The following is a 19,616-nucleotide window of genomic DNA, read 5'->3' on the forward strand; positions in this document are numbered from 1 at the left end:
TCATTATATCACATTTTTAATAAATTTCGATAGGGAAATCCATACAAAAACAAGATAGACAAATGTCCATCTTGTTGTTCTTCTTATTCATAACGAAGGGCTTCGATTGGATCAAGTTTCGATGCCTTATTGGCTGGCAAGACCCCAAAAATCATACCAACACTAGCCGAAACTGCAAGACTAAATAGGGCAACTGGGATTGATACTCCTACTTCTATACCCGCAATCAAACCTTGTAACAGTATACCAGCTATAGCGGTCAAGCCTGTCGCAATTGTCAAACCAATGACTCCGCCTAGCAAGGTCAAAATCATGGATTCAATCAAAAACTGAATCAAAATATTAGCACGTGTTGCACCTAAAGCCTTACGGAGACCAATCTCACGCGTACGCTCCGTCACCGAAACAAGCATAATGTTCATAACACCAGTCCCTCCAACAAAGAGAGAAATTCCTGCGATGGCACTAATAATCGTAGTTATAAATCCAAAAAGTTGTTGTACTTCTTGGAAGGCTGCAGTCGCATCTGCCACCTGATACTCCCCTTGCTGAAGACCAGCAATCTCGGTCATTTTTCTAGCTAATTCTGGTCCTACAGTTGGTGTCAAACTGGTATCATTAACTCGGAAAACAATATCAGAAATTTCATCCATATTGAAGTTATTGGCAAGAGAAATATTAGTCGTAATGGGAAGTCCACCAATACCAAATGTCTTGACAGCCTTGGCCTCATCGCTAGTATAAACACCAATAACACGATAGCTAAAACCACCAACATCTATAATCTGGTTAACAGCTTCTTGAGCTGACCCAAACAGGCTATTAGCAAGTTCCTGGTCTAGCAAAATGACACTGGCCACATCTTTATAATCCTGAGCTATAAGACTACGACCTGCAACAATTTCATTTTCAACCGCCTTCATGTAAGTAATATTTCCACCTGTCAAGCTAGCGCGCTCAACCTTTTTATCTTTATAAGACAGGGTCGTATTTGTCGAGTTGGTTACATAGTAACTATCTACACCCTTAAGTTTGGCCGCCTCCTTAACCCAAGCTTCTTGCGGTTTTGGCGGTTCAACATGGACTTCCTCTTCTTTACCAGAGACTGTCAAAGCTGATTGCTTTTGGGTAAAAGAACCATCTTTGCTTTTGATAGGCGAGAAAAAGACATGGATATTCTTCTGTGACTTGGTCATATTTTTATTGATCTGACGAGACATGGAATCTCCCAGAGCCATAATCACAACAACAGATGAAACACCAATGATAATCCCAATCATAGTGAGAAAAGAGCGCATCTTGTGAGCCATGATAGATGAAAAGGCAAATTTCAGATTCTGCATCTTAGTTTTCCTCCTTCTCTAACTGCGTACTGTCGGACGAAATAACTCCATCTCGAATGACAATCTGGCGTTTAGCATAAGCAGCGATTTCAGGTTCATGAGTTACCATAATAATGGTTTTTCCTTCTTTGTTCAAATCAACCAAAAGTTGCATAATTTGGTTCCCTGTTTTGGTATCCAAGGCTCCTGTCGGTTCATCAGCTAGGATGATAGAAGGATTATTTACCAAGGCACGCGCAATAGCCACACGTTGCTTTTGACCACCAGATAATTCTGAAGGCAAATGGTGACTACGTTCAGTCAATTCAACCTTATCTAAATATTCCTCGGCCAACTTACGGCGTTTTGAAGCTGAAACTCCTGCGTAAATCAAGGGCAATTCTACATTTTGTAGAGCATTGAGTTTTGATAGAAGGAAGAACTGCTGAAAGACAAATCCGATTTGTTGGTTACGGACCTTGGCTAGTTGTTTTTCACCTAGTCCAGCCACTTCTTGACCTTCAAGATAATACTCTCCACTGCTTGGTGTATCCAACATGCCAATCGTATTCATGAGAGTGGACTTACCAGACCCAGAGGGTCCCATGATGGCAACAAACTCACCCTCATTCACTTCTAGGTTGATATTTTTGAGAACCTGCAGTTCTTGGTCACCATTACGGTAACTTCTGCAGATATTTTTTAGACTAATTAGTTTCTTCATCAGCCTTCACCTCTTTTCCTTCCTCTAGAGAAGACGTTGGGTTACTGATGACCTTGACTCCATTTGTCAGACCTGAAGTGATTTCTTGGTTGTCTGCATCAGCATTGCCCAAACCAACTTCCACTTTCTTAGCCTTTTTCTGCTCGTCAAGCACCCAGACATAGTTCTTATCATTTTCAGTCACAACACTTGTTAGAGGAACCAAAATGGCTTTACTTTTATTCTTGACCTCAACGCTTACTGAAAATCCTTGTTTCAAGTCACCAATTTCACTCGTAACATCAATGGTATATGGATATTTAGAGCCAGAATTACCAGCTGCTGCTGCAGCCGCTGCACTTGCTGCTTCGCCATTATTTTTAGGGTAGTCAGAGATATAGCTAATCTTACCTGTCCAGCTCTTATCTTGGTAAACTTTAGAAGTAAAGGTTACTTCTTGACCGACAGATAAGTTGGCAAGGTTATATTCAGATAGTTCACCTTTAACTTGCAAGTTTTCATTGCTTACGACATGAACTACCACTTGGCTTGCTCCTGTTGGAGATTTGGAAACGTTACGATTGACTTCGACCACAGTTCCCTCTAGGGTACTGAGAACCGTCATTGCATCCAACTGACTTTGAGCCTTGCTTAATTGTGCCGCTGCATCTGCACGGGCATCACGGGCATCACCTAGTTGTGCATCAATAGAGGATACTGAATTTCCTGCGACTGGAGCTGGAGTTTGCACTGCAGTTCCTTCGCCTCCTGCTGGTGTTGGCAACTGTGGAACCGGAGCTGAAGCGGCTTCATTGCGTGCTTGGTTGAGTTCGTTGATATGACGATCTGCCTTAGCTACTGCTCGACTCGCTGAATCATAGGCCGCCTGTGCTTCTGAGCTACTGTACTTAACTAAAGCCTGCCCTTCACTGACCTTATCACCCACAGAAACAAGAATTTCATCTAAATCTCCCTTACTAGCATCAAAATAAACATATTGTTCATTTTTTGCTGTGACTGTCCCTGATAATAAAACAGAGGATGCAACGCTTCCTTCTTTAGCAACAACCAGATGAGTAGCCTCATCTTTTACAGCGGTCTGAGAAGGTTGTCTAAAAAGCAAAATGCCCCCAGCCCCCAATACAACAACACTTGCAGCACCGATTGCTGCATACAATTGCCACTTTTTAGCCTTACGATTCTTTTTCATAATGAAACTCCTTTTTTGATTTAAAGTCCTTAACAATATTATATAAAAATTAGCAAATATAAACAATAACCGTTCAGAACGAAACAATGACATTTCGGGATTCAATTATTGTTCGGAATTTATTTTTATCGTTATTGTACTAGTTATATAGTACACTTTATTTCCCCTTTTTGCAAGCCTTTTCTTTAATTTTTTTTGAACGTAGCAGATTTTTGCAATCACATCAAAAAAAAGATAGAATATGACTATCAAAAAATGACACTCTACTATTTAAAGGAGTACAAAGGAGTTTTCAATGAGAGAATATGATATCATTGCTATCGGTGGAGGTAGCGGAGGAATTGCTACCATGAATCGTGCTGGTGAACATGGAGCCAAAGCGGCCGTTATTGAGGAAAAGAAACTAGGTGGAACCTGCGTCAACGTAGGTTGTGTTCCTAAAAAAATCATGTGGTACGGAGCACAAATCGCTGAAACTTTCCATCAATTTGGAGAAGACTACGGTTTTAAAACTACTGATCTTAACTTTGACTTTGCAACCCTACGTCGCAATCGTGAAGCCTACATCGATCGCGCTCGTTCTTCTTATGATGGCAGTTTTAAACGCAACGGTGTAGACTTGATTGAAGGCCATGCTGAATTTGTAGATTCTCATACTGTCAGTGTAAATGGTGAACTCATTCGTGCTAAACATATCGTAATTGCTACTGGTGCTCATCCAAGCATTCCAAATATTCCTGGTGCTGAGCTAGGTGGTTCTTCTGATGATGTATTTGCTTGGGAAGAACTTCCTGAGTCAGTTGCTATTCTAGGTGCCGGTTATATCGCCGTTGAATTAGCTGGCGTTCTCCACACTTTTGGTGTCAAGACAGACCTCTTTGTTCGTCGCGATCGTCCTTTACGTGGTTTTGATTCTTACATCGTTGAAGGTTTAGTCAAGGAAATGGAAAGAACAAACTTACCACTTCATACTCACAAAGTCCCTGCCAAGTTAGAAAAAACTGCTGAAGGCATTACCATTCATTTCGAAGATGGTACTAGTCACACAGCTAGTCAAGTTATCTGGGCTACAGGTCGCCGTCCAAACGTTAAGGGCTTGCAACTTGAAAAAGCTGGAGTCACTCTAAACGAACGTGGCTTTATCCAAGTGGATGAATACCAAAATACTGTTGTTGAGGGAATCTATGCTCTAGGTGATGTAACAGGTGAGAAAGAATTGACTCCAGTTGCTATCAAGGCTGGACGTACCCTATCTGAACGCCTCTTTAACGACAAAATAACTGCAAAAATGGACTACTCAACTATTCCAACTGTTGTCTTTTCACACCCTGCTATCGGAACTGTTGGGTTGACAGAAGAGCAAGCTATTAAAGAATACGGTCAAGACCAAATCAAGGTTTACAAATCAAGCTTTACGTCTATGTACTCTGCTTGCACTTGCAACCGTCAAGAAACACGTTTCAAATTGATCACAGCTGGTTCAGAAGAAAAAGTTGTCGGACTTCATGGAATTGGCTATGGTGTTGATGAAATGATTCAAGGATTTGCCGTTGCTATCAAAATGGGAGCAACCAAGGCAGACTTTGATGCAACTGTGGCGATTCACCCAACTGCATCTGAAGAATTTGTAACCATGCGTTAATCTAAACAAAAGAAGCTGATACAAATGTGTCTGCTTCTTTTTTGATGATTTACGAAATGATGAAAACAACTTACCCAGTCAGCAAATCGGCTGTTACAGTTTTTGTTACCTTGTTCTATAAAATAGGTTGACAATAATGTTCTTGCGAGTATAATTGTTACTATATATTAGAAAAGAGGTTAACTATTTTGAAAAAAGCTCACGTTTATGCTATCCCTGCTATTGGGGCTGCTCTTATTGCTGTATTGGCACAAATCACTCTTCCAATTGGGCCTGTTCCCTTCACTCTACAAAACTTTGCAATCGGCTTGATTGCTACTGTCTTTAGACCCAGAGAGGCTGTACTTTCTGTTGGACTCTATCTTCTTTTAGGTGCCATCGGGCTCCCTGTTTTTGCAGGAGGTGGAGCTGGATTGCAGGCGTTGGTTGGTCCTACTGCAGGTTATCTTTGGTTTTATCTGGTCTACTCTGGACTTACCTCTTCTCTAACTAACAGCAAGAGTGGAGTTGTCAAGATTTTTCTTGCAAACCTCTTGGGTGATGCCCTTGTTTTTGTTGGTGGGATCATTGGATTACATTTCCTAGCTGGAATGCCATTTGAAAAAGCTCTTGTTGTGGGGGTTCTTCCCTTTATCATCCCAGACCTTGGTAAACTTCTAGCTATTAGTTTTATTAGCCGTCCATTACTTCAACGCCTTAAAAATCAGACTTACTTTGCTAACTAAAAAAGGATATCGAGTTGTTATGACTCAGTATCCTTTTCTTTCATTTTGAAAACTTATAATCTTCGAAAATCAAATTCAAACCACGTCAGCTTCGCCTTGCCGTACTCAAGTACTGCCTACGGCTAGCTTCCTAGTTTGCTCTTTGATTTTCATTGAGTATTAGTTGCCTTTAAAGGCATCCACCATGGTTTGAAATTCTTCATTGGAAAGAGTAATTCCCTTGCCCATTTTAGTGTGGTCTGGACTCCAAGCACGAATATCAAACTTTGCAGGGGCACCATTAAAGCTCACACGGTTGATCTCCTTGGTCCAACCTTTTTCGTTTTCAGAAAGAGTCAATAAGTGCTCTTCGATTTCAAATGTAAATTCTGCCATTTTCTTCTCCTTTTTTAGCTTTCATTAGTTTATTCGTAAAATCTTGTAGATTTAAGGAAAATTTTATATAATATTGATATAAAAGAAGGGAGGCCAATATGAGACATAAATTCCAGCAAGTTCTAGATAAAATACATGATTTTTTAAATGGACATGACCAACCGGACCAGACTGAAAGCAACTCCCTCACAGCCACTATTGAAGAGGCTATCCAGAAACAAACCGCTGTTCACCTTATCTTGTCTGAGACAAGTTTTACAGGTGATATCATCAAATACGATCAGCAACGCCAGCAAATTATCGTGAAAAATTTTGCCAAAAATGTGACCCGTATTATCCGCATAAGCGATATTCAACGCCTACGATTTGTCCCTTCAACCGTCCAAACAGCCCAAAAAAATAGATTTAAGAAAGAGTGAGATGTAGTTGCTTCATCCCACTCTTTTTTCTTAGCGAACTTGTTCAAAATGTAAATGAACGGCGATATGATCTCCATAACCACTTCTTTCCAAGTCACGTTGTAAACGATAGGAAATGTAGTGTTCAGCAATGGTAATGTAACCTGCACCTAGTAGACGATGTTCAACCATAGACTGAATCATGCTAATGGTAGCACGTTCCACCTTGGCCTCTTCCAAATCCAAAACCACTTTCTTAGTGACTTGTGCAAGGTTTTGACGCAAATCATCTGTCAATACATAGACAGTCTGGGCCGCCTTTAAGATAGCTTGGTAAATCTTATCTGGATTAAATTCAGCAATTTCACCATTACGTTTGATTACTTGCATAGGTTTCTCCTTTATTCTTTGTTTTCTTTGATTTCTGCCAACATTTTTTCTTCTTCTGCTGTCAGTTGATAATTTTCTAACAAATCAGGTCTGCGCTCGTAGGTTTTCTTTAAACTCTCATACAGGCGCCACTGACGAATCTTTTCATGGTGCCCGCTCATCAATACATCTGGTACAACCATACCTCGATAATCATAGGGACGTGTGTACTGAGGATATTCAAGAAGGCCAGAAGAAAAACTATCATCTTGGTGGCTAGACTCCTTGCCAATCACTTCTGGAATCAGGCGAACTGTAGCATCAATCATGGTCATGGCCGCCAATTCTCCTCCAGTCAAGACATAATCACCTAGGGAAATCTCATCCGTCACCAGTGTCTTAATACGCTCATCATAACCCTCGTAGTGCCCACAGATAAAGATTAGCTCATCTTCTTGAGCCAAATCCTCAGCGTAAGTCTGATCAAATTTCTTCCCTGCAGGATCAAGGAGAATCACGCGCGGATTTTTCTTTTCAATAGAGTCAAAGGCATCGAAAATAGGTTGGGCTCGGAGCAACATCCCCTGACCGCCTCCATATGGTTCGTCGTCTACATGGCGGGCCTTTTCAGCATATTCTCGAAAATTATGATACTGGATATCCAAGAGCCCTTTTTCGCGAGCCTTTCCAACGATTGAGTGCTCTAGCGGAGAAAACATCTCTGGAAAGAGGGTTAAAATATCAATCTTCATCGTCTAACCCTTCTAAGATTTCCACATCGACGCGGTTATTCGGAATATCAACATTGAGAATCACTGGTGGGATATAAGGCAATAATAAATCACGCTTGCCTTTTCGCTTGACCACCCAGACATCGTTGGCACCTGGTTGCAGGATTTCCTTGATGGTTCCAATCAAGTTATCACCCTCATAGACTTCCAAACCAATAATCTCGTGATAGTAGAACTCACCATCATCTAGATCGTTCAAATCCTCCTCAGCAACTTTGAGACTGTATCCTTTGTACTTTTCGATAGCGTTGATATGGTACATATCTTTGAATTTAATGATGTCAAAGTTCTTCTGTTTACGGTGGCTAGCAATAGTTACTGTTTGAACAAACTGATCTTTTTCATCAAACAAGGCCAGCTCAGCCCCTTTTTTAAAGCGTTCTTCTGCAAAATCCGTCACAGACAAGACTCGCATCTCACCCTGCAAACCCTGCGTATTGACGATTTTCCCAACATTAAAGTAGTTCATCTTGTCTCCTGTACTCTATTTATTTCCATCTTATTCTGACAATTCTCGAATAATAGTCACAATTTTTTCTGATTCTGACCATTGTAAATAATGGTGATTCCCTCCTAAAATGAGTTTAGTATTGGAAGTCCAATATTCTGATTCTCTGTACTCTTTTTCTCTATAAGCCTGACAAAAAATAAATACAGGGACATGAGATTCTATCGACAAATTCTCAAAATCTTCCTCAGTAATTTCTCCAGATATCTGAAATCCTGGATCTTGATTTTCCAACTCTAAGCCTTTTTCTTGCATTAATTTACAGATTTCTTTATTCATTTCAGGGCTAAATGTTGCTTGAGTTAAGTTCTTAAAATAAAGTTCAAGGCCACACTCCTCAATCAGCCTCATCTGCTCTTCCATTTCTGGATAAGGATTTTCTGAAAAATCAGCAAACATGACTTTTTTAGTTGTCGGTTCAATTGCTACTAAAGCATTACACTTAATTGGTTTCTTGAGTAATTTGCAAGCTAAAATTCCACTCAAACTATGTACACAAAGTATATATTCAGAAATCGCCAATTCTTCAAGTACTTCATAAACCGCATCTGCAAGATTATCCAGATTTTTTCCAGCTTGGTCATGAATCGGACTTCTACCTGTGTTTGGAAAATCAATTGTCAAATAACCAATTGTGGGAGGAAGTTTTTCGAGTATATGTGAAAAATTTTCATAACTTGGTAGCAAACCTGCGCCACTTAAACAAACTAGCACTTTCTTTTGCTTTTGATAAGTAACAGAGAGACTACCAATTTCTGTAGATACTTCAATCCTCTTCATAAAGAAATCCACTCATTCTGTATAATGAATTATTAAAAATCCTTATCCTTTATTTTATCACGTTCCAGGGATTTTAACAAGTTAGAGGAAGAGGACATCAACTCTCCTTCCCCTTCAAAAATCCTTCCAAATCTCGTTCATGCTGATATTTGATAGCCGCCTTTTTGTCTTTTTCAAAAATGGTCTTGGTTAGATCTATGTCGTTGATGGCCGCAATTGCGACTGTGTAGTGAATGATATCAGCCAGTTCTTTTGCTAGTACCTCGTTAGAATCCTGAACTCCCTCTTTTCGACCAGAGCGCCCATTCAAAACTTCAGCTACTTCTCCGACTTCCTCTACTAGCTTCATAAAAAGACCTTCCTCAGTCCGAGACTGCTGGTAATGTTCCAGTAAGTAGTCTTGTAATTGTCTAAACGTTAAATCCTTCATATCCTGCTCCTTGCAAAAAAAGCGAGACATTCGTCCCGCCCTTCTTATTTTTCGTCAATAACGATTCTTACTTTTTTGTCTTCAGTTGGGACAGAGTAGACAATCGTTCTTATCGCAGAAATAGTGCGACCCTTACGACCGATTACACGACCCACATCGCTTTGATCAAGATCCAAATGATATTCCAAAAACTCTGGTGTATCTTCAATCTTGATAGTTAAGGCATCTGGTTGTGAAATCAAGGGTTTCACAATCGCAATAATGAGATTTTCAATCGTATCCATCTGTCAACCTACTTTAAACTTATTTTGAGAATTTAGAATCGTGGAATTTCTTCAATACACCTTCTTTTGAAAGGATGTTGCGCACTGTATCTGAAGGTTGAGCTCCATCAGCCAACCATGCAAGAACGCGGTCTTCTTTCAAAGTTACTTGGTTTTCAGCAACAAGTGGGTTGTAAGTTCCAACTGTTTCGATGAAACGTCCGTCACGTGGTGAACGTGAATCTGCTACGTTGATACGGTAGAAAGGTTTTTTCTTAGAACCCATACGAGTCAAACGGATTTTAACTGCCATTTTTAAAGTCTCTTTTCTTATTTTTTATTTCGGTGAAATAGCTGAGCTATTTAGCACATGTTCTATTATAGCAGATTTCTAGCAGGTGTCAAGAAAAAAACTTGACAGAGTATAAAATTCTTAAACTATTTAGAAATTTGTTATTTTTTAAAAGTAAAACCAGAAAGAGAATGTCATGAATGCTATTGTAGAAACACTTTATAAAGACCACCAAATCAAGCCCCTCATCTCACCTGAACGTGATTTGGATACTTGGCTCCAAAATCCCAAGCCAGTTCCCAAGCGAAATATCAGGGATTTTAAGAACGATATCTACTAATTTAATTTATAAAATATGAATTAATAGATTCTAAATAGGGGAATAATTTAGTTCTGTAAAAATTAACTTCTACACCTATAACGCTTATTCTGACAGACTTTATAACAGTCTAAGAAAAAAAGTAGAGATTCATACAGTATCTAGATTTTTCAAAAATTCTTTATCATCAAATATTATTAACGAAACTATCCAAACCAAATCCGATGCATTGCTTCAAAGAATTCTTTAGTTGTTTGACTAGCGAGGGCTTTTATTAAAAATTTTCTCAAATAATTGCACCTTGGCACATAAATTCTTGCTTTCCAAATTTAAATGTGATATATTTATAACATAAAATTTAAGTGTTATATATTTATAACACAAAAAAGGAGTCTATCATGAAAAAAAGTCAAAAAATGCGTGGCCTCATTGCAATGATTGCCGTAGCTCTCTTTATTGATTTTATTGTTTTATTTGGTTCTAATCTTAGTTGGGAACCCAAGTTAGTTATTACTGGTATTTCAGTGTCAGGTCAGATTGTAGCTATTTGGAGCTGGCTACATACGAAACCACGGCCTCATAAGATTCAGAAAGATAAGGGAAAGACTATTTTTGACTTGTCTGCTAAGCTTTACACGATACTTGTGTTGGCAGCAAGCATTTTTTATACAGTAGGGATTTGGGTTGCGACCCCAAGCGAAAGTTCTGGTATTAGAGAATGGATTTTGGGGATTGGCCTCGTTATTGAAGTGATTGTATTTGGCTTTTTCTGTTTTAAAAATGTCAAGGAAACTCCGGACGAACGCTTTTATACTAATTTAGCCAAGGCAGCTAGCTTGATGTTTGTTTTTATACTAGGCGCACTGATGATTCTAGCAGTTAGCATTGGATATATGGGGTCTCTCACGCTTTACATGGGCCAGATCTTTATTAGCATAGCTGCCTTGATTTTCATCTTTGCGGTTGTCTATTTTATCTTGGAACGGAGAGGATAAGCATGGCCAAAGAAAGCAAGATTATTACTAATCTCAAATCTGTTCGTGAGTCCACAGGCATGACCCAGCAGGAGTTAGCCGACCTCATCGGCATGCGACGCGAGACAATTCTACACTTGGAAAATAACCGTTACAATCCTTCGCTGGAAATGGCTCTGAAAATTGCTCAAGTTTTTAATCTGAAAGTAGAAGACCTCTTTGAACTCAGACAGAAAGAGGAAGCATAATTCTTTTCGAGATCTAGTATTGAGTTCATTGATTAATTAGGAATTGAAGCCAAAAGAAAAAATCCATTGAAAATGTGCTCTTTTAAAATATAGTAATTCTTTCGAATTAACGTTTACTAATTGTGATGCTTTACGAGCTTTCTTAAGATCTGTTTTCCTACACTTATGGTATTGATGCTCCAAAACATCTAAAAACTCTGGTAGAAAAAGGTTATGCTCTTGTCGAAACTTCTTTTGACTCACTTGACCATCTAAATACTACTATGAAAAAGAATATTCTCAAAAGTAAAGGAATTACAGAACTGTCTAAGATGAAGGCTACAAATTTGGACCCAGCCCTTCATAACCATTTTTCAGAAGAGGAATTAGCTGGTCTCTTTTCGATTCGCGGTTATAAAATAACTCCAAAAGGAGAGCACATACTGGAACAATACCAGGACATTATTGACCGTCATCCAAAGAAAAATCTCTAAGCAAGCGACTTTTTGGTTGACTTTCTCTAAAATTGTCTTGTCACTAACATTTGAAATCCACTCCCTTTTAGGGTACAATGGTAGAAATAAATTTTTGAGAGGAACAGAATGAAAAAACTAGCAACCCTTCTTTTACTGTCCACTGTAGCCCTAGCTGGATGTAGCAGCATCCAACGTAGTCTGCGTGGTGATGACTATGTAGATTCTAGCTTGGCCGCTGAGGAAAGCTCCAAAGCAGCAGCCCAATCTGCCAAGGAGTTAAACGATGCTTTAACAAATGAAAACGCCTATTTCCCACAACTATCTAAAGAAGTTGCTGAAGACGAGGCTGAAGTGATTCTCCACACAAGTCAAGGAGATATCCGTATCAAACTCTTCCCTAAACTCGCTCCTCTAGCGGTTGAAAACTTCCTCACTCATGCCAAAGAAGGCTACTATAACGGCATTACCTTCCACCGTGTCATCGATGGCTTCATGGTTCAAACTGGAGATCCAAAAGGGGACGGTACAGGTGGTCAGTCTATCTGGCATGACAAGGATAAGACTAAAGACAAGGGAACTGGTTTCAAAAACGAGATTACTCCTTATCTCTATAACATCCGTGGTGCTCTTGCTATGGCTAATACTGGTCAACCAAACACCAATGGCAGCCAGTTCTTCATCAACCAAAACTCTACAGATACCTCTGCTAAACTCCCTACAAGTAAGTATCCAAAGAAAATCATCGAAGCCTATAAAGAAGGGGGAAACCCTAGTCTAGATGGCAAACACCCAGTCTTTGGTCAAGTGATTGACGGTATGGATGTTGTAGATAAGATTGCTAAAGCCGAAAAAGATGAAAAAGACAAGCCAACTACTGCTATCACAATCGATAGCATCGAAGTGGTGAAAGACTACGATTTTAAATCTTAAAAACCAAAAAATACAGTATCCACATTCGGTACTGTATTTCTTTTATCCTCATACTTAAGTTAGCTTGTTAAAATCCCAGATTTGGTCCATCCAGCCTTCATAGAAGTCTGGTTCGTGACAGACCATAAGAATAGATCCCTTGTATTCTTTGAGAGCACGTTTGAGTTCATCCTTGGCATCCACATCCAAGTGGTTGGTCGGCTCGTCTAGTACCAAAACATTATTTTCTCGATTCATCAAGAGACAGAAACGAACCTTGGCTTGTTCCCCACCTGACAAGACCTGAATTTGGCTTTCGATATGCTTGGTTGTCAGACCACAGCGAGCAAGGGCTGCACGAACTTCCGCTTGGTTAAGTGCAGGAAAGGCATTCCAGACAGCCTCTAGTGGTGTTTGGCGATTACCACCTTCTACTTCCTGCTCAAAATAACCAAGTTCTAGATAGTCACCACGCTCAACTTCCCCAGCGATTGGTGGGATAATGCCCAAAAGACTCTTCAAGAGGGTTGTTTTCCCGATACCATTAGCACCGATAATGGCAACCTTTTGATTGCGTTCAAAGGTAAGATTTAGTGGCTTAGTCAGAGGACGTTCATATCCAATCTGCAAATCCTTGGCTTGGAAGATAAAGCGACCTGGAGTACGAGCTGGTTTGAAATCAAAGGATGGCTTTGGTTTCTCACTTTGCAACTCGATAATATCCATCTTATCCAATTTCTTTTGACGAGACATGGCCATGTTTCGTGTTGCAACACGCGCTTTGTTTCGGGCAACAAAGTCCTTAAGGTCGGCAATCTCTTTCTGCTGACGTTCGTAGGCTGCCTCTAGCTGAGATTTCTTCATAGCATAGACTTCTTGGAACTGGTAATAGTCACCAGAATAACGCGTCAGCTGTTGATTTTCCACATGGTAGACAATATTAATCACGTCGTTCAGGAATGGAATATCGTGCGAAATAAGGACAAAGGCATTCTCATAGTTTTGGAGATAGCGCTTGAGCCAGTCAATATGCTCAGCATCCAAATAGTTGGTCGGCTCGTCCAAAAGCAAGATATCGGGCTTTTCAAGGAGGAGTTTAGCCAAAAGTACCTTGGTTCTTTGCCCACCTGACAAAGAGGTTACATCCGTATCCATGCCAAAGTCCATGACACCAAGGGCACGCGCCACTTCGTCAATCTTAGCATCTAAAGTATAGAAATCACGACTCTCCAGACGGTCTTGGAGTTCGCCAACTTCTTCCATGAGAGCCTCAACATCCGCTCCGTCTTCAGCCATTTCCATATAAAGGTCATTGATACGGGCTTCTGCTTTAAAAAGCTCATCAAAGGCTGTACGGAGAACATCACGTACCGACTGCCCTTCAGCAAGGACGGAGTGCTGATCCAAGTAACCAGCAGTCACATATTTAGACCACTCTACCTTTCCTTCATCTGGCAGCATTTTACCAGTCACGATACTCATAAAGGTTGATTTCCCTTCACCATTAGCACCGACCAGACCGATATGTTCTCCCTTGAGGAGACGGAAGGACACATCTTCAAAAATTGCACGGTCACCAAAACCGTGACTCAGATTTTTAACTTCTAAAATACTCATATTAATTCCTTATCTTGTTTTTATGTAATCGTTTATAGAGGAGCCAAGCCAGATAGCCACCCAAGGTATTAGTCCACAAATCATCAATCTCAAAGACACGATTAAAATCAAAGAAAAAGTCCAAGACCAACTGCGTACACTCGATTCCAAGACTCACTAGAAAACTGAAAAAGATCACTTTTCTTGTTTTCCGCAAGTTTGGAAAGAGATAAAGGAGTTGAAACACCAAAGGAAAAAGCAAGAAGACATTAAGGATATTTTGTAGAAAAATCCAATATAATTGTCCAATGTCACTTACTTCACCTAGTTTCCAGAGAGAATTGAAAGGAGTCAAAAGAAAAACCAGGCGTCCAAGATGCTGAATACCTGGAGTTTCCACTCCCACGGGAGAATGTTCTTGAGGAGTAAAGCAAAAGTAAACGATACAAATACTATAGAAAATGACTCCCCAGACCAAAATATGATTATAAGTCTTCTTCATCATTAAGGATTGACTGCTGCGACTGCTTTCTGGCGGTCACGTTTCATTGTGTTAGAACGCAACTGTCCACAAGCTGCATCAATATCTGTACCATGCTCTTGACGAACAACACAATTGACCCCTTTTTTCTTAAGCGTATCATAAAAGGCCAGGACGCGCTCTTTAGGACTACGGCTATATTGGTCATGCTCACTAACTGGGTTATAAGGAATCAAGTTTACATAAGACAATTTCTTGATATTCTTGAGCAATTCAGCCAATTCCAAGGCTTGTTCTACACCATCATTAACTTCATTGAGCATGATATACTCAAAGGTTACACGACGATTGGTTGTTTCGATATAGTACTCAATAGCAGCAAAGAGTTTTTCAATCGGAAAGGCACGGTTAATCTTCATGATACTTGAGCGCAGTTCATTATTAGGTGCATGAAGGGAAACGGCAAGATTGACCTGAACTCCTTCATTAGCAAAATCACGAATTTTATGGGCCAAACCTGAGGTTGAAACCGTAATGTGACGAGCACCGATGGCCATTCCCTTGTCATCATTGATAGTACGAACAAAATTCAAGACATTGTTGTAATTATCAAATGGTTCACCAATTCCCATGACAACGATATGGCTGACGCGTTCGTCCTGACCACGCTCATCAAAATATTTCTGAACCAACATGATTTGCGCTACGATTTCCCCGTTATTGAGGTCGCGTTGCTTCTTAATCAAACCAGAGGCACAGAAGGTACAACCGATATTACAGCCAACCTGAGTGGTCACACAGACTGACAAACCATAGTGTTGACGCATGAGTACTGTCTCAATCAGCATTCCATCTGGCAATTCAAAAAGATATTTAACTGTCCCATCAGCAGACTCTTGCACGATACGCTGTTTCAAGGGATTGACCACAAACTGATCATTAAGCTTAGCAATCAAATCCTTGGAAAGGTTGGTCATCTCTTCAAATGACTGGACACGTTTACGGTAAAGCCATTCCCAAATTTGATCTGCACGGAATTTCTTTTCTCCCTGCTCCAAAACCCATTCCTGCATGGTTTGACGTGTTAAACTATAAATTGACGGTTTCATTTCTTCTCCTTATTCTCTACTCACTTCTGACGAATAACAAAATGACGTTGCCCCTTGTCCTCTTTCTGAGAATGCTGGTCTTTCTGACGACGTCTATTTTTCTTATCTGCATTCGGTTTTCGTTTATTTTGAGCCGGTTTCTTTCCTTTTCTAGAAGGCTGTTCTTCTTCCTTCTTACGCATTTTCTTGTCAAATGATGCTCGCTTAGGGGCTTCATTTTCTAAGACAAAATAGGCACAACCATAACTACAATACTCTAAAAGATAGTCTTGTAAACGACTGATTTTTTCAAGTTTTTCTTCTGTTCGTTCATCCTTATAAAAACCTCGTAGGCGAAGCTGTTCGTTGCTCCAGTCTCCCACGATATAATCAAACTTGGTTAAGACTTCTGAAAAACGCTGATTAAAAGTCGTCACATCAAAGGCTTCCTTGATATTTTCCACCAAGGAAAAAGCTATCCCTTCCGTTTCAACCTTGTCCCCGTGTAAATGAAACTCAGGACCAGGAAACTTGTTATAGTTGTATAATTCAGGTGCAATTTCTTTTCGCATAGATATCCTTTTTCCACGATTACTTAATACTTTATTCTACCATAATTTCTAGCAGTTAGCACGTTTCTCATAAAAATGAAAAAAGTCTGACGATTTTGTCAGACCAGAATCATATAACCTAAAAAAGAGAAGAACAATTCTTCCCTCCATATACCATTATTTACCAGCTGCGTACAATTCATCTACTTTGTTCCAGTTGATGACTGAGAAGAAAGCTTTGATGTAGTCAGGACGCACGTTGCGGTATTTCACGTAGTAAGCATGTTCCCAAACGTCCAAGCCCAAGATTGGTTTTTTACCTTCTGAGATTGGTGTGTCTTGGTTTGCTGTTGAAGTCACTTCAAGTTTACCTTCTTTGTTGACAACCAACCATGCCCATCCAGAACCGAAACGAGTTGTTGCTGCTGCAGTGAAAGCTGCTTGGAATTCTTCAAATGAACCAAATGTTGCATCGATTGCTGCTGCAAGTTCTGCTGATGGAGCTGTTTTTTCAGGAGTCATCAATTCCCAGAAAAGAGCGTGGTTCAAGTGTCCACCACCATTGTTGATAAGTGCTTGACGGATATCAGCTGGGATAGATTCTACATCAGCAAGCAAGTCTTCAAGGTCTTCACCAATTTCAGGGTGTTTTTCAAGAGCTGCATTAGCATTGTTGACATAAGTTTGATGGTGTTTGTCATGGTGCAAGTGCATTGTTTCCGCATCGATGTATGGTTCCAAAGCGTCGTATGCATATGGAAGTTCTGGTAAGATAATAGCCATCTGTAATACCTCTTTTTCTTTCTATATGAAAATGATAACGCAAACATTCACTTTTTTCAAGTTTTTTGCTTATAGATAAGGAAATCACTGAGATACTTTCTAATCATACTCTTCGAAAATCTCTTCAAACCACGTCAACGTCACCTTGCCGTAGGTATATGTTACTGACTTCGTCAGTTTCATCCGCAACCTCAAAGCAGTGCTTTGAGCAACCTGCGGCTAGTTTCCTAGTTTGCTCTTTGATTTTCATTGAGTATAAAACAAGCAAATCAGCAAGAAACCCACGACAAAATAATATTGACGCGGGTTGTAGTTTCAAAAAAATATCAATTTACCTGACTAGCAATCTGTAGGAGTGCCTTTTCAAAAAGGAAACCTTTTTCATAAAGACCTGTCTTAATCTGATAGTCTGTCTCAATCAAATAAGAAATAGCTTGCTTCAGAAAGCTCAAGGAAAGTCCTCGCGAATCTCTTAATGCAAACTTGATTTGATAGGGATTGGGAGTCCGTCCCAGATAACTACCTAAACTACTTGCAATCTGCGATTCTGTTTGGCCAGACTCCGCCAAAATCTTCACCTGAGTAAAAGTCCGAAATTGTCCTAACATGACAGCTATGAGCTTAATTTCGTCTTCCCCTTGCAAGGTCAAATCTCTAACCAAGTCGCGCGCCTGATCCATCTTTTTAGTCAGAATAAACTGAGTTAAATCAAAAATATTGTCCTGTAAGGTCTTGGGAATAGCATTGACAATATCCTCTTCCTCGATAACAGAATCTGCCTTATAGGACTGTAAAAAGAGGAGATTTTTCTGGATTTCGCTAAATTGAAAACCAGATTTGATAAGTAGATTTTCAAAGGATTGCCCCACAAACTGCAGACCTTGTTTCTGGCTCCACTTTTGGAAATACTGGCGCAATTCTTGTTCTTTGGCTTCTACTGCATCAAAAACCTTGGCATCACGCTTAAGTAATTTGACCAACCGTCTTTTGCTATCCAGTTTTCCTTCTGCAAAAATCAACAACTTGGTTGTTGGCGAAGGGTTATCAAGGTATTCTTCAAACGACTTGAGCTCATCATCTGTTAAAAAGCGTTTCTTGGCTGTTGTGATATCGACAAAATGGTCTAATATCACGATTTTCTCATCCGCAAAGAAAGGGAGACTGACCAACTCCAACTCTAAGTCTTTATAAGCTACTTCTTTCATATCAAAGTAGGCAAAATTGAGGTCGGCAGAATCATAACCAATCTGTTTCAACACTTGACTCTTCATCACTTCAAACTGGCCCTGATCTATGCCTGTAAAAAGGCTCAGGCTAGGTAAATTTGATAAAGTCAACTTCTGGCTTTCTTCAATAGCTAGCATCTTCTCTCCTTTCTTCTGATTTTTCGATTTAATTTAGTCAATATAGCGCAATTTTCCACGGAAATCTTCTAGACTCTCGTACCCTTTTTCCGACATGATTGCTTTCAGTTCATTGGTAATACGTTCGAAGGCACCAACACCTTCTTTGTGAAGGGTGGTTCCCACCTGTACCATACTAGCACCACAGAGGATATGTTCAAAGGCATCACGACCAGTCAGAACGCCACCTGTTCCGATGATTTGGATTTGAGGATTTAAGCGTTGGTAGAAGGCATGAACATTGGCAAGAGCAGTCGGTTTGATGTATTCTCCACCAATCCCACCAAAACCATTCTTAGGTCGAATAACGACAGAATCATCTTCTATATAAAGGCCGTTTCCGATAGAGTTAACGCAGTTGACAAACTTGAGCGGATATTTGTTGAAAATAGCTGCCGCTTGGTCAAAGTGAACAATGTCAAAATAAGGTGGAAGCTTAATTCCAAGAGGTTTTGTAAAGTAGGCAAATACTTCTGACAAAATCCGGTCAGTTGTCTCAAAATCATAGGCAATCTGAGGTTTACCTGGAACATTTGGACAAGAGAGATTAAGCTCTGTCAAACCACGGAAGTCACTCTCTTGGACTTTTTTCAAAATAGTATGAGTTTCCTCTGGAGACATTCCAACTAGGGAAAGGAAGAAAGTTCGGTTTGGTTCTTTTTCCTGCAAATCCAAAAGATAATCCAAATAATAGTCTAAGCCATTATTCGGCAAGCCCATAGAGTTGATAGAACCAAGTGGAACATCTTGATAGCGTGGCTCAGGATTTCCCTGACGGAAATCCAAGGTCGCTGTCTTAGTGACAAAGGTTCCTGCCACTGAGCTTTTAACTCCTTCCAGCTCCTCTATCGTCATGCAAGCCACACCTGCTGCATTCATCAAGCAATTGTCAAACGCAAAACCAGCAATTTGTGTTTTCGTTGATACCATGATTCTGATCCTCCGGATTCCTTTTATTGCTAATATTATACCATACTTTCAGATTTTCTCTTTTAGAAAGG

General features: G+C 40.0%; 26 protein-coding genes. 8 read left to right on the forward strand and 18 right to left on the reverse strand.

The window, feature by feature from the left end:
• Positions 1-83: 83 nt before the first annotated feature.
• The 3 genes from N8M66_RS05055 to N8M66_RS05065 are packed head-to-tail and all read right to left on the reverse strand — an operon-like array spanning position 84 to position 3,238.
• Positions 84-1,343 (reverse strand): ABC transporter permease, encoded by a 1,260-nt coding sequence (locus N8M66_RS05055; RefSeq protein WP_024058004.1) that lies wholly within the window; start codon positions 1,341-1,343, stop codon positions 84-86.
• 1 nt (position 1,344) lies between these two features.
• Positions 1,345-2,046 carry an ABC transporter ATP-binding protein gene (locus N8M66_RS05060; RefSeq protein ID WP_261045994.1) on the reverse strand — a complete coding sequence of 234 codons (702 nt, stop codon included), beginning with the start codon at positions 2,044-2,046 and terminating at the stop codon, positions 1,345-1,347.
• A complete protein-coding gene (locus N8M66_RS05065) occupies positions 2,030-3,238 on the reverse strand; it encodes an efflux RND transporter periplasmic adaptor subunit (protein ID WP_261046196.1) in 1,209 nt (402 codons plus the stop codon). The genes N8M66_RS05060 and N8M66_RS05065 overlap by 17 nt, the downstream gene beginning before the upstream one ends.
• 292 nt (positions 3,239-3,530) lie before the next feature.
• Between N8M66_RS05065 and gor the strand changes: the two genes are divergently transcribed.
• Both gor and N8M66_RS05075 read left to right on the forward strand, forming a co-directional pair.
• On the forward strand, positions 3,531-4,877 hold the full coding sequence (gene gor / locus N8M66_RS05070) for a glutathione-disulfide reductase (protein WP_261045995.1): 1,347 nt from the start codon (positions 3,531-3,533) through the stop codon (positions 4,875-4,877).
• Between the two features lie 188 nt (positions 4,878-5,065).
• Positions 5,066-5,602 carry a biotin transporter BioY gene (locus tag N8M66_RS05075; protein WP_261045999.1) on the forward strand — a complete coding sequence of 179 codons (537 nt, stop codon included), beginning with the start codon at positions 5,066-5,068 and terminating at the stop codon, positions 5,600-5,602.
• A gap of 159 nt (positions 5,603-5,761) precedes the next feature.
• Here the strand turns inward: N8M66_RS05075 and N8M66_RS05080 are convergent, their stop codons facing one another.
• Complete coding sequence (locus N8M66_RS05080) at positions 5,762-5,977, reverse strand: YdbC family protein (RefSeq protein WP_000807422.1); 216 nt, start codon at positions 5,975-5,977, stop codon at positions 5,762-5,764.
• A 98-nt stretch (positions 5,978-6,075) separates the two neighbouring features.
• On the opposite strand from N8M66_RS05080, the gene N8M66_RS05085 reads away from it, so the two are divergent.
• Positions 6,076-6,396, forward strand: coding sequence for a hypothetical protein (locus tag N8M66_RS05085; protein WP_001216096.1), 321 nt, complete (start codon positions 6,076-6,078; stop codon positions 6,394-6,396).
• Between the two features lie 30 nt (positions 6,397-6,426).
• Here N8M66_RS05085 and N8M66_RS05090 read toward each other — a convergent pair whose 3' ends face one another.
• The 7 genes from N8M66_RS05090 to rpsP all read right to left on the reverse strand — a co-directional run bounded on the left by N8M66_RS05090 (position 6,427) and on the right by rpsP (position 9,829).
• Positions 6,427-6,765 (reverse strand): ATP cone domain-containing protein, encoded by a 339-nt coding sequence (locus tag N8M66_RS05090; protein ID WP_001196048.1) that lies wholly within the window; start codon positions 6,763-6,765, stop codon positions 6,427-6,429.
• A gap of 11 nt (positions 6,766-6,776) precedes the next feature.
• Positions 6,777-7,496, reverse strand: a complete 720-nt coding sequence (gene trmD / locus N8M66_RS05095; protein ID WP_261046002.1) for a tRNA (guanosine(37)-N1)-methyltransferase TrmD — start codon at positions 7,494-7,496, stop codon at positions 6,777-6,779.
• Positions 7,486-8,004 carry a ribosome maturation factor RimM gene (gene rimM / locus N8M66_RS05100; RefSeq protein ID WP_045611339.1) on the reverse strand — a complete coding sequence of 173 codons (519 nt, stop codon included), beginning with the start codon at positions 8,002-8,004 and terminating at the stop codon, positions 7,486-7,488. The genes trmD and rimM overlap by 11 nt, the downstream gene beginning before the upstream one ends.
• A 30-nt stretch (positions 8,005-8,034) precedes the next feature.
• A complete protein-coding gene (locus N8M66_RS05105; RefSeq protein WP_261046004.1) occupies positions 8,035-8,823 on the reverse strand; it encodes an alpha/beta fold hydrolase in 789 nt (262 codons plus the stop codon).
• A gap of 97 nt (positions 8,824-8,920) precedes the next feature.
• The gene (locus tag N8M66_RS05110) at positions 8,921-9,253 is read right to left on the reverse strand and encodes a MazG nucleotide pyrophosphohydrolase domain-containing protein (RefSeq protein ID WP_261046005.1); all 333 of its coding nucleotides are present in this window, start codon (positions 9,251-9,253) and stop codon (positions 8,921-8,923) included.
• A gap of 44 nt (positions 9,254-9,297) precedes the next feature.
• A complete protein-coding gene (gene kphA, locus N8M66_RS05115) occupies positions 9,298-9,537 on the reverse strand; it encodes an RNA-binding protein KphA (RefSeq protein ID WP_000379617.1) in 240 nt (79 codons plus the stop codon).
• Positions 9,538-9,556: 19 nt separating this feature from the next.
• A complete protein-coding gene (rpsP, locus tag N8M66_RS05120; protein WP_000268760.1) occupies positions 9,557-9,829 on the reverse strand; it encodes a 30S ribosomal protein S16 in 273 nt (90 codons plus the stop codon).
• A 175-nt stretch (positions 9,830-10,004) separates the two neighbouring features.
• Here rpsP and N8M66_RS05125 point away from each other — a divergent pair, with 175 nt between their 5' ends.
• The 5 genes from N8M66_RS05125 (at position 10,005) to N8M66_RS05145 (ending at position 12,734) form a co-directional block, all read left to right on the forward strand.
• Positions 10,005-10,148, forward strand: coding sequence for a hypothetical protein (locus tag N8M66_RS05125; protein ID WP_261046201.1), 144 nt, complete (start codon positions 10,005-10,007; stop codon positions 10,146-10,148).
• 377 nt (positions 10,149-10,525) lie between these two features.
• Complete coding sequence (locus N8M66_RS05130) at positions 10,526-11,122, forward strand: DUF3796 domain-containing protein (protein ID WP_261046006.1); 597 nt, start codon at positions 10,526-10,528, stop codon at positions 11,120-11,122.
• 2 nt (positions 11,123-11,124) lie between these two features.
• On the forward strand, positions 11,125-11,349 hold the full coding sequence (locus tag N8M66_RS05135) for a helix-turn-helix transcriptional regulator (RefSeq protein ID WP_001041097.1): 225 nt from the start codon (positions 11,125-11,127) through the stop codon (positions 11,347-11,349).
• Positions 11,350-11,612: 263 nt separating this feature from the next.
• Positions 11,613-11,822, forward strand: a complete 210-nt coding sequence (locus N8M66_RS05140; RefSeq protein WP_261046007.1) for a hypothetical protein — start codon at positions 11,613-11,615, stop codon at positions 11,820-11,822.
• A 108-nt stretch (positions 11,823-11,930) separates the two neighbouring features.
• Positions 11,931-12,734, forward strand: a complete 804-nt coding sequence (locus N8M66_RS05145) for a peptidylprolyl isomerase (RefSeq protein ID WP_261046008.1) — start codon at positions 11,931-11,933, stop codon at positions 12,732-12,734.
• Between the two features lie 54 nt (positions 12,735-12,788).
• Here the strand turns inward: N8M66_RS05145 and N8M66_RS05150 are convergent, their stop codons facing one another.
• From N8M66_RS05150 to N8M66_RS05180, 7 genes are all read right to left on the reverse strand, one after another.
• On the reverse strand, positions 12,789-14,330 hold the full coding sequence (locus tag N8M66_RS05150) for an ABC-F family ATP-binding cassette domain-containing protein (RefSeq protein WP_261046009.1): 1,542 nt from the start codon (positions 14,328-14,330) through the stop codon (positions 12,789-12,791).
• A 1-nt stretch (position 14,331) separates the two neighbouring features.
• Entirely contained in the window at positions 14,332-14,814 is a 483-nt protein-coding gene (locus N8M66_RS05155; RefSeq protein WP_042751003.1) for a VanZ family protein, read from the reverse strand.
• Entirely contained in the window at positions 14,814-15,899 is a 1,086-nt protein-coding gene (gene rlmN / locus N8M66_RS05160) for a 23S rRNA (adenine(2503)-C(2))-methyltransferase RlmN (RefSeq protein WP_000804760.1), read from the reverse strand. Before rlmN ends, N8M66_RS05155 begins: the two co-directional genes overlap by 1 nt.
• A 20-nt stretch (positions 15,900-15,919) precedes the next feature.
• Entirely contained in the window at positions 15,920-16,450 is a 531-nt protein-coding gene (locus N8M66_RS05165) for a YutD family protein (protein ID WP_261046011.1), read from the reverse strand.
• A 156-nt stretch (positions 16,451-16,606) separates the two neighbouring features.
• Complete coding sequence (gene sodA / locus N8M66_RS05170) at positions 16,607-17,212, reverse strand: superoxide dismutase SodA (RefSeq protein ID WP_261046012.1); 606 nt, start codon at positions 17,210-17,212, stop codon at positions 16,607-16,609.
• Positions 17,213-17,538: 326 nt separating this feature from the next.
• On the reverse strand, positions 17,539-18,576 hold the full coding sequence (gene holA / locus N8M66_RS05175; RefSeq protein WP_261046014.1) for a DNA polymerase III subunit delta: 1,038 nt from the start codon (positions 18,574-18,576) through the stop codon (positions 17,539-17,541).
• A gap of 33 nt (positions 18,577-18,609) precedes the next feature.
• Positions 18,610-19,545 carry a dihydroorotate oxidase gene (locus N8M66_RS05180; protein ID WP_261046016.1) on the reverse strand — a complete coding sequence of 312 codons (936 nt, stop codon included), beginning with the start codon at positions 19,543-19,545 and terminating at the stop codon, positions 18,610-18,612.
• Positions 19,546-19,616: the final 71 nt, after the last annotated feature.

Origin of the sequence: Streptococcus mitis (assembly GCF_946188585.1) — a bacterium.
In the GTDB taxonomy this organism is placed as follows: domain Bacteria; phylum Bacillota; class Bacilli; order Lactobacillales; family Streptococcaceae; genus Streptococcus; species Streptococcus mitis_DG.

Bases quoted from the DNA above. Each gene is read 5' to 3' on its own strand.
- rimM (WP_045611339.1), bottom strand. From the start codon at position 8,004: ATGAACTACTTTAATGTTGGGAAAATCGTCAATACGCAGGGTTTGCAG.
- N8M66_RS05145 (WP_261046008.1), top strand. From the start codon at position 11,931: ATGAAAAAACTAGCAACCCTTCTTTTACTGTCCACTGTAGCCCTAGCT.
- N8M66_RS05180 (WP_261046016.1), bottom strand. From the start codon at position 19,545: ATGGTATCAACGAAAACACAAATTGCTGGTTTTGCGTTTGACAATTGC.
- rlmN (WP_000804760.1), bottom strand. From the start codon at position 15,899: ATGAAACCGTCAATTTATAGTTTAACACGTCAAACCATGCAGGAATGG.
- N8M66_RS05060 (WP_261045994.1), bottom strand. From the start codon at position 2,046: ATGAAGAAACTAATTAGTCTAAAAAATATCTGCAGAAGTTACCGTAAT.
- N8M66_RS05130 (WP_261046006.1), top strand. From the start codon at position 10,526: ATGAAAAAAAGTCAAAAAATGCGTGGCCTCATTGCAATGATTGCCGTA.
- N8M66_RS05085 (WP_001216096.1), top strand. From the start codon at position 6,076: ATGAGACATAAATTCCAGCAAGTTCTAGATAAAATACATGATTTTTTA.
- rpsP (WP_000268760.1), bottom strand. From the start codon at position 9,829: ATGGCAGTTAAAATCCGTTTGACTCGTATGGGTTCTAAGAAAAAACCT.
- N8M66_RS05110 (WP_261046005.1), bottom strand. From the start codon at position 9,253: ATGAAGGATTTAACGTTTAGACAATTACAAGACTACTTACTGGAACAT.
- trmD (WP_261046002.1), bottom strand. From the start codon at position 7,496: ATGAAGATTGATATTTTAACCCTCTTTCCAGAGATGTTTTCTCCGCTA.
- N8M66_RS05080 (WP_000807422.1), bottom strand. From the start codon at position 5,977: ATGGCAGAATTTACATTTGAAATCGAAGAGCACTTATTGACTCTTTCT.
- N8M66_RS05140 (WP_261046007.1), top strand. From the start codon at position 11,613: ATGAAAAAGAATATTCTCAAAAGTAAAGGAATTACAGAACTGTCTAAG.
- N8M66_RS05155 (WP_042751003.1), bottom strand. From the start codon at position 14,814: ATGATGAAGAAGACTTATAATCATATTTTGGTCTGGGGAGTCATTTTC.
- kphA (WP_000379617.1), bottom strand. From the start codon at position 9,537: ATGGATACGATTGAAAATCTCATTATTGCGATTGTGAAACCCTTGATT.
- N8M66_RS05105 (WP_261046004.1), bottom strand. From the start codon at position 8,823: ATGAAGAGGATTGAAGTATCTACAGAAATTGGTAGTCTCTCTGTTACT.
- sodA (WP_261046012.1), bottom strand. From the start codon at position 17,212: ATGGCTATTATCTTACCAGAACTTCCATATGCATACGACGCTTTGGAA.
- N8M66_RS05090 (WP_001196048.1), bottom strand. From the start codon at position 6,765: ATGCAAGTAATCAAACGTAATGGTGAAATTGCTGAATTTAATCCAGAT.
- holA (WP_261046014.1), bottom strand. From the start codon at position 18,576: ATGCTAGCTATTGAAGAAAGCCAGAAGTTGACTTTATCAAATTTACCT.
- N8M66_RS05150 (WP_261046009.1), bottom strand. From the start codon at position 14,330: ATGAGTATTTTAGAAGTTAAAAATCTGAGTCACGGTTTTGGTGACCGT.
- N8M66_RS05165 (WP_261046011.1), bottom strand. From the start codon at position 16,450: ATGCGAAAAGAAATTGCACCTGAATTATACAACTATAACAAGTTTCCT.
- gor (WP_261045995.1), top strand. From the start codon at position 3,531: ATGAGAGAATATGATATCATTGCTATCGGTGGAGGTAGCGGAGGAATT.
- N8M66_RS05135 (WP_001041097.1), top strand. From the start codon at position 11,125: ATGGCCAAAGAAAGCAAGATTATTACTAATCTCAAATCTGTTCGTGAG.
- N8M66_RS05125 (WP_261046201.1), top strand. From the start codon at position 10,005: ATGAATGCTATTGTAGAAACACTTTATAAAGACCACCAAATCAAGCCC.
- N8M66_RS05055 (WP_024058004.1), bottom strand. From the start codon at position 1,343: ATGCAGAATCTGAAATTTGCCTTTTCATCTATCATGGCTCACAAGATG.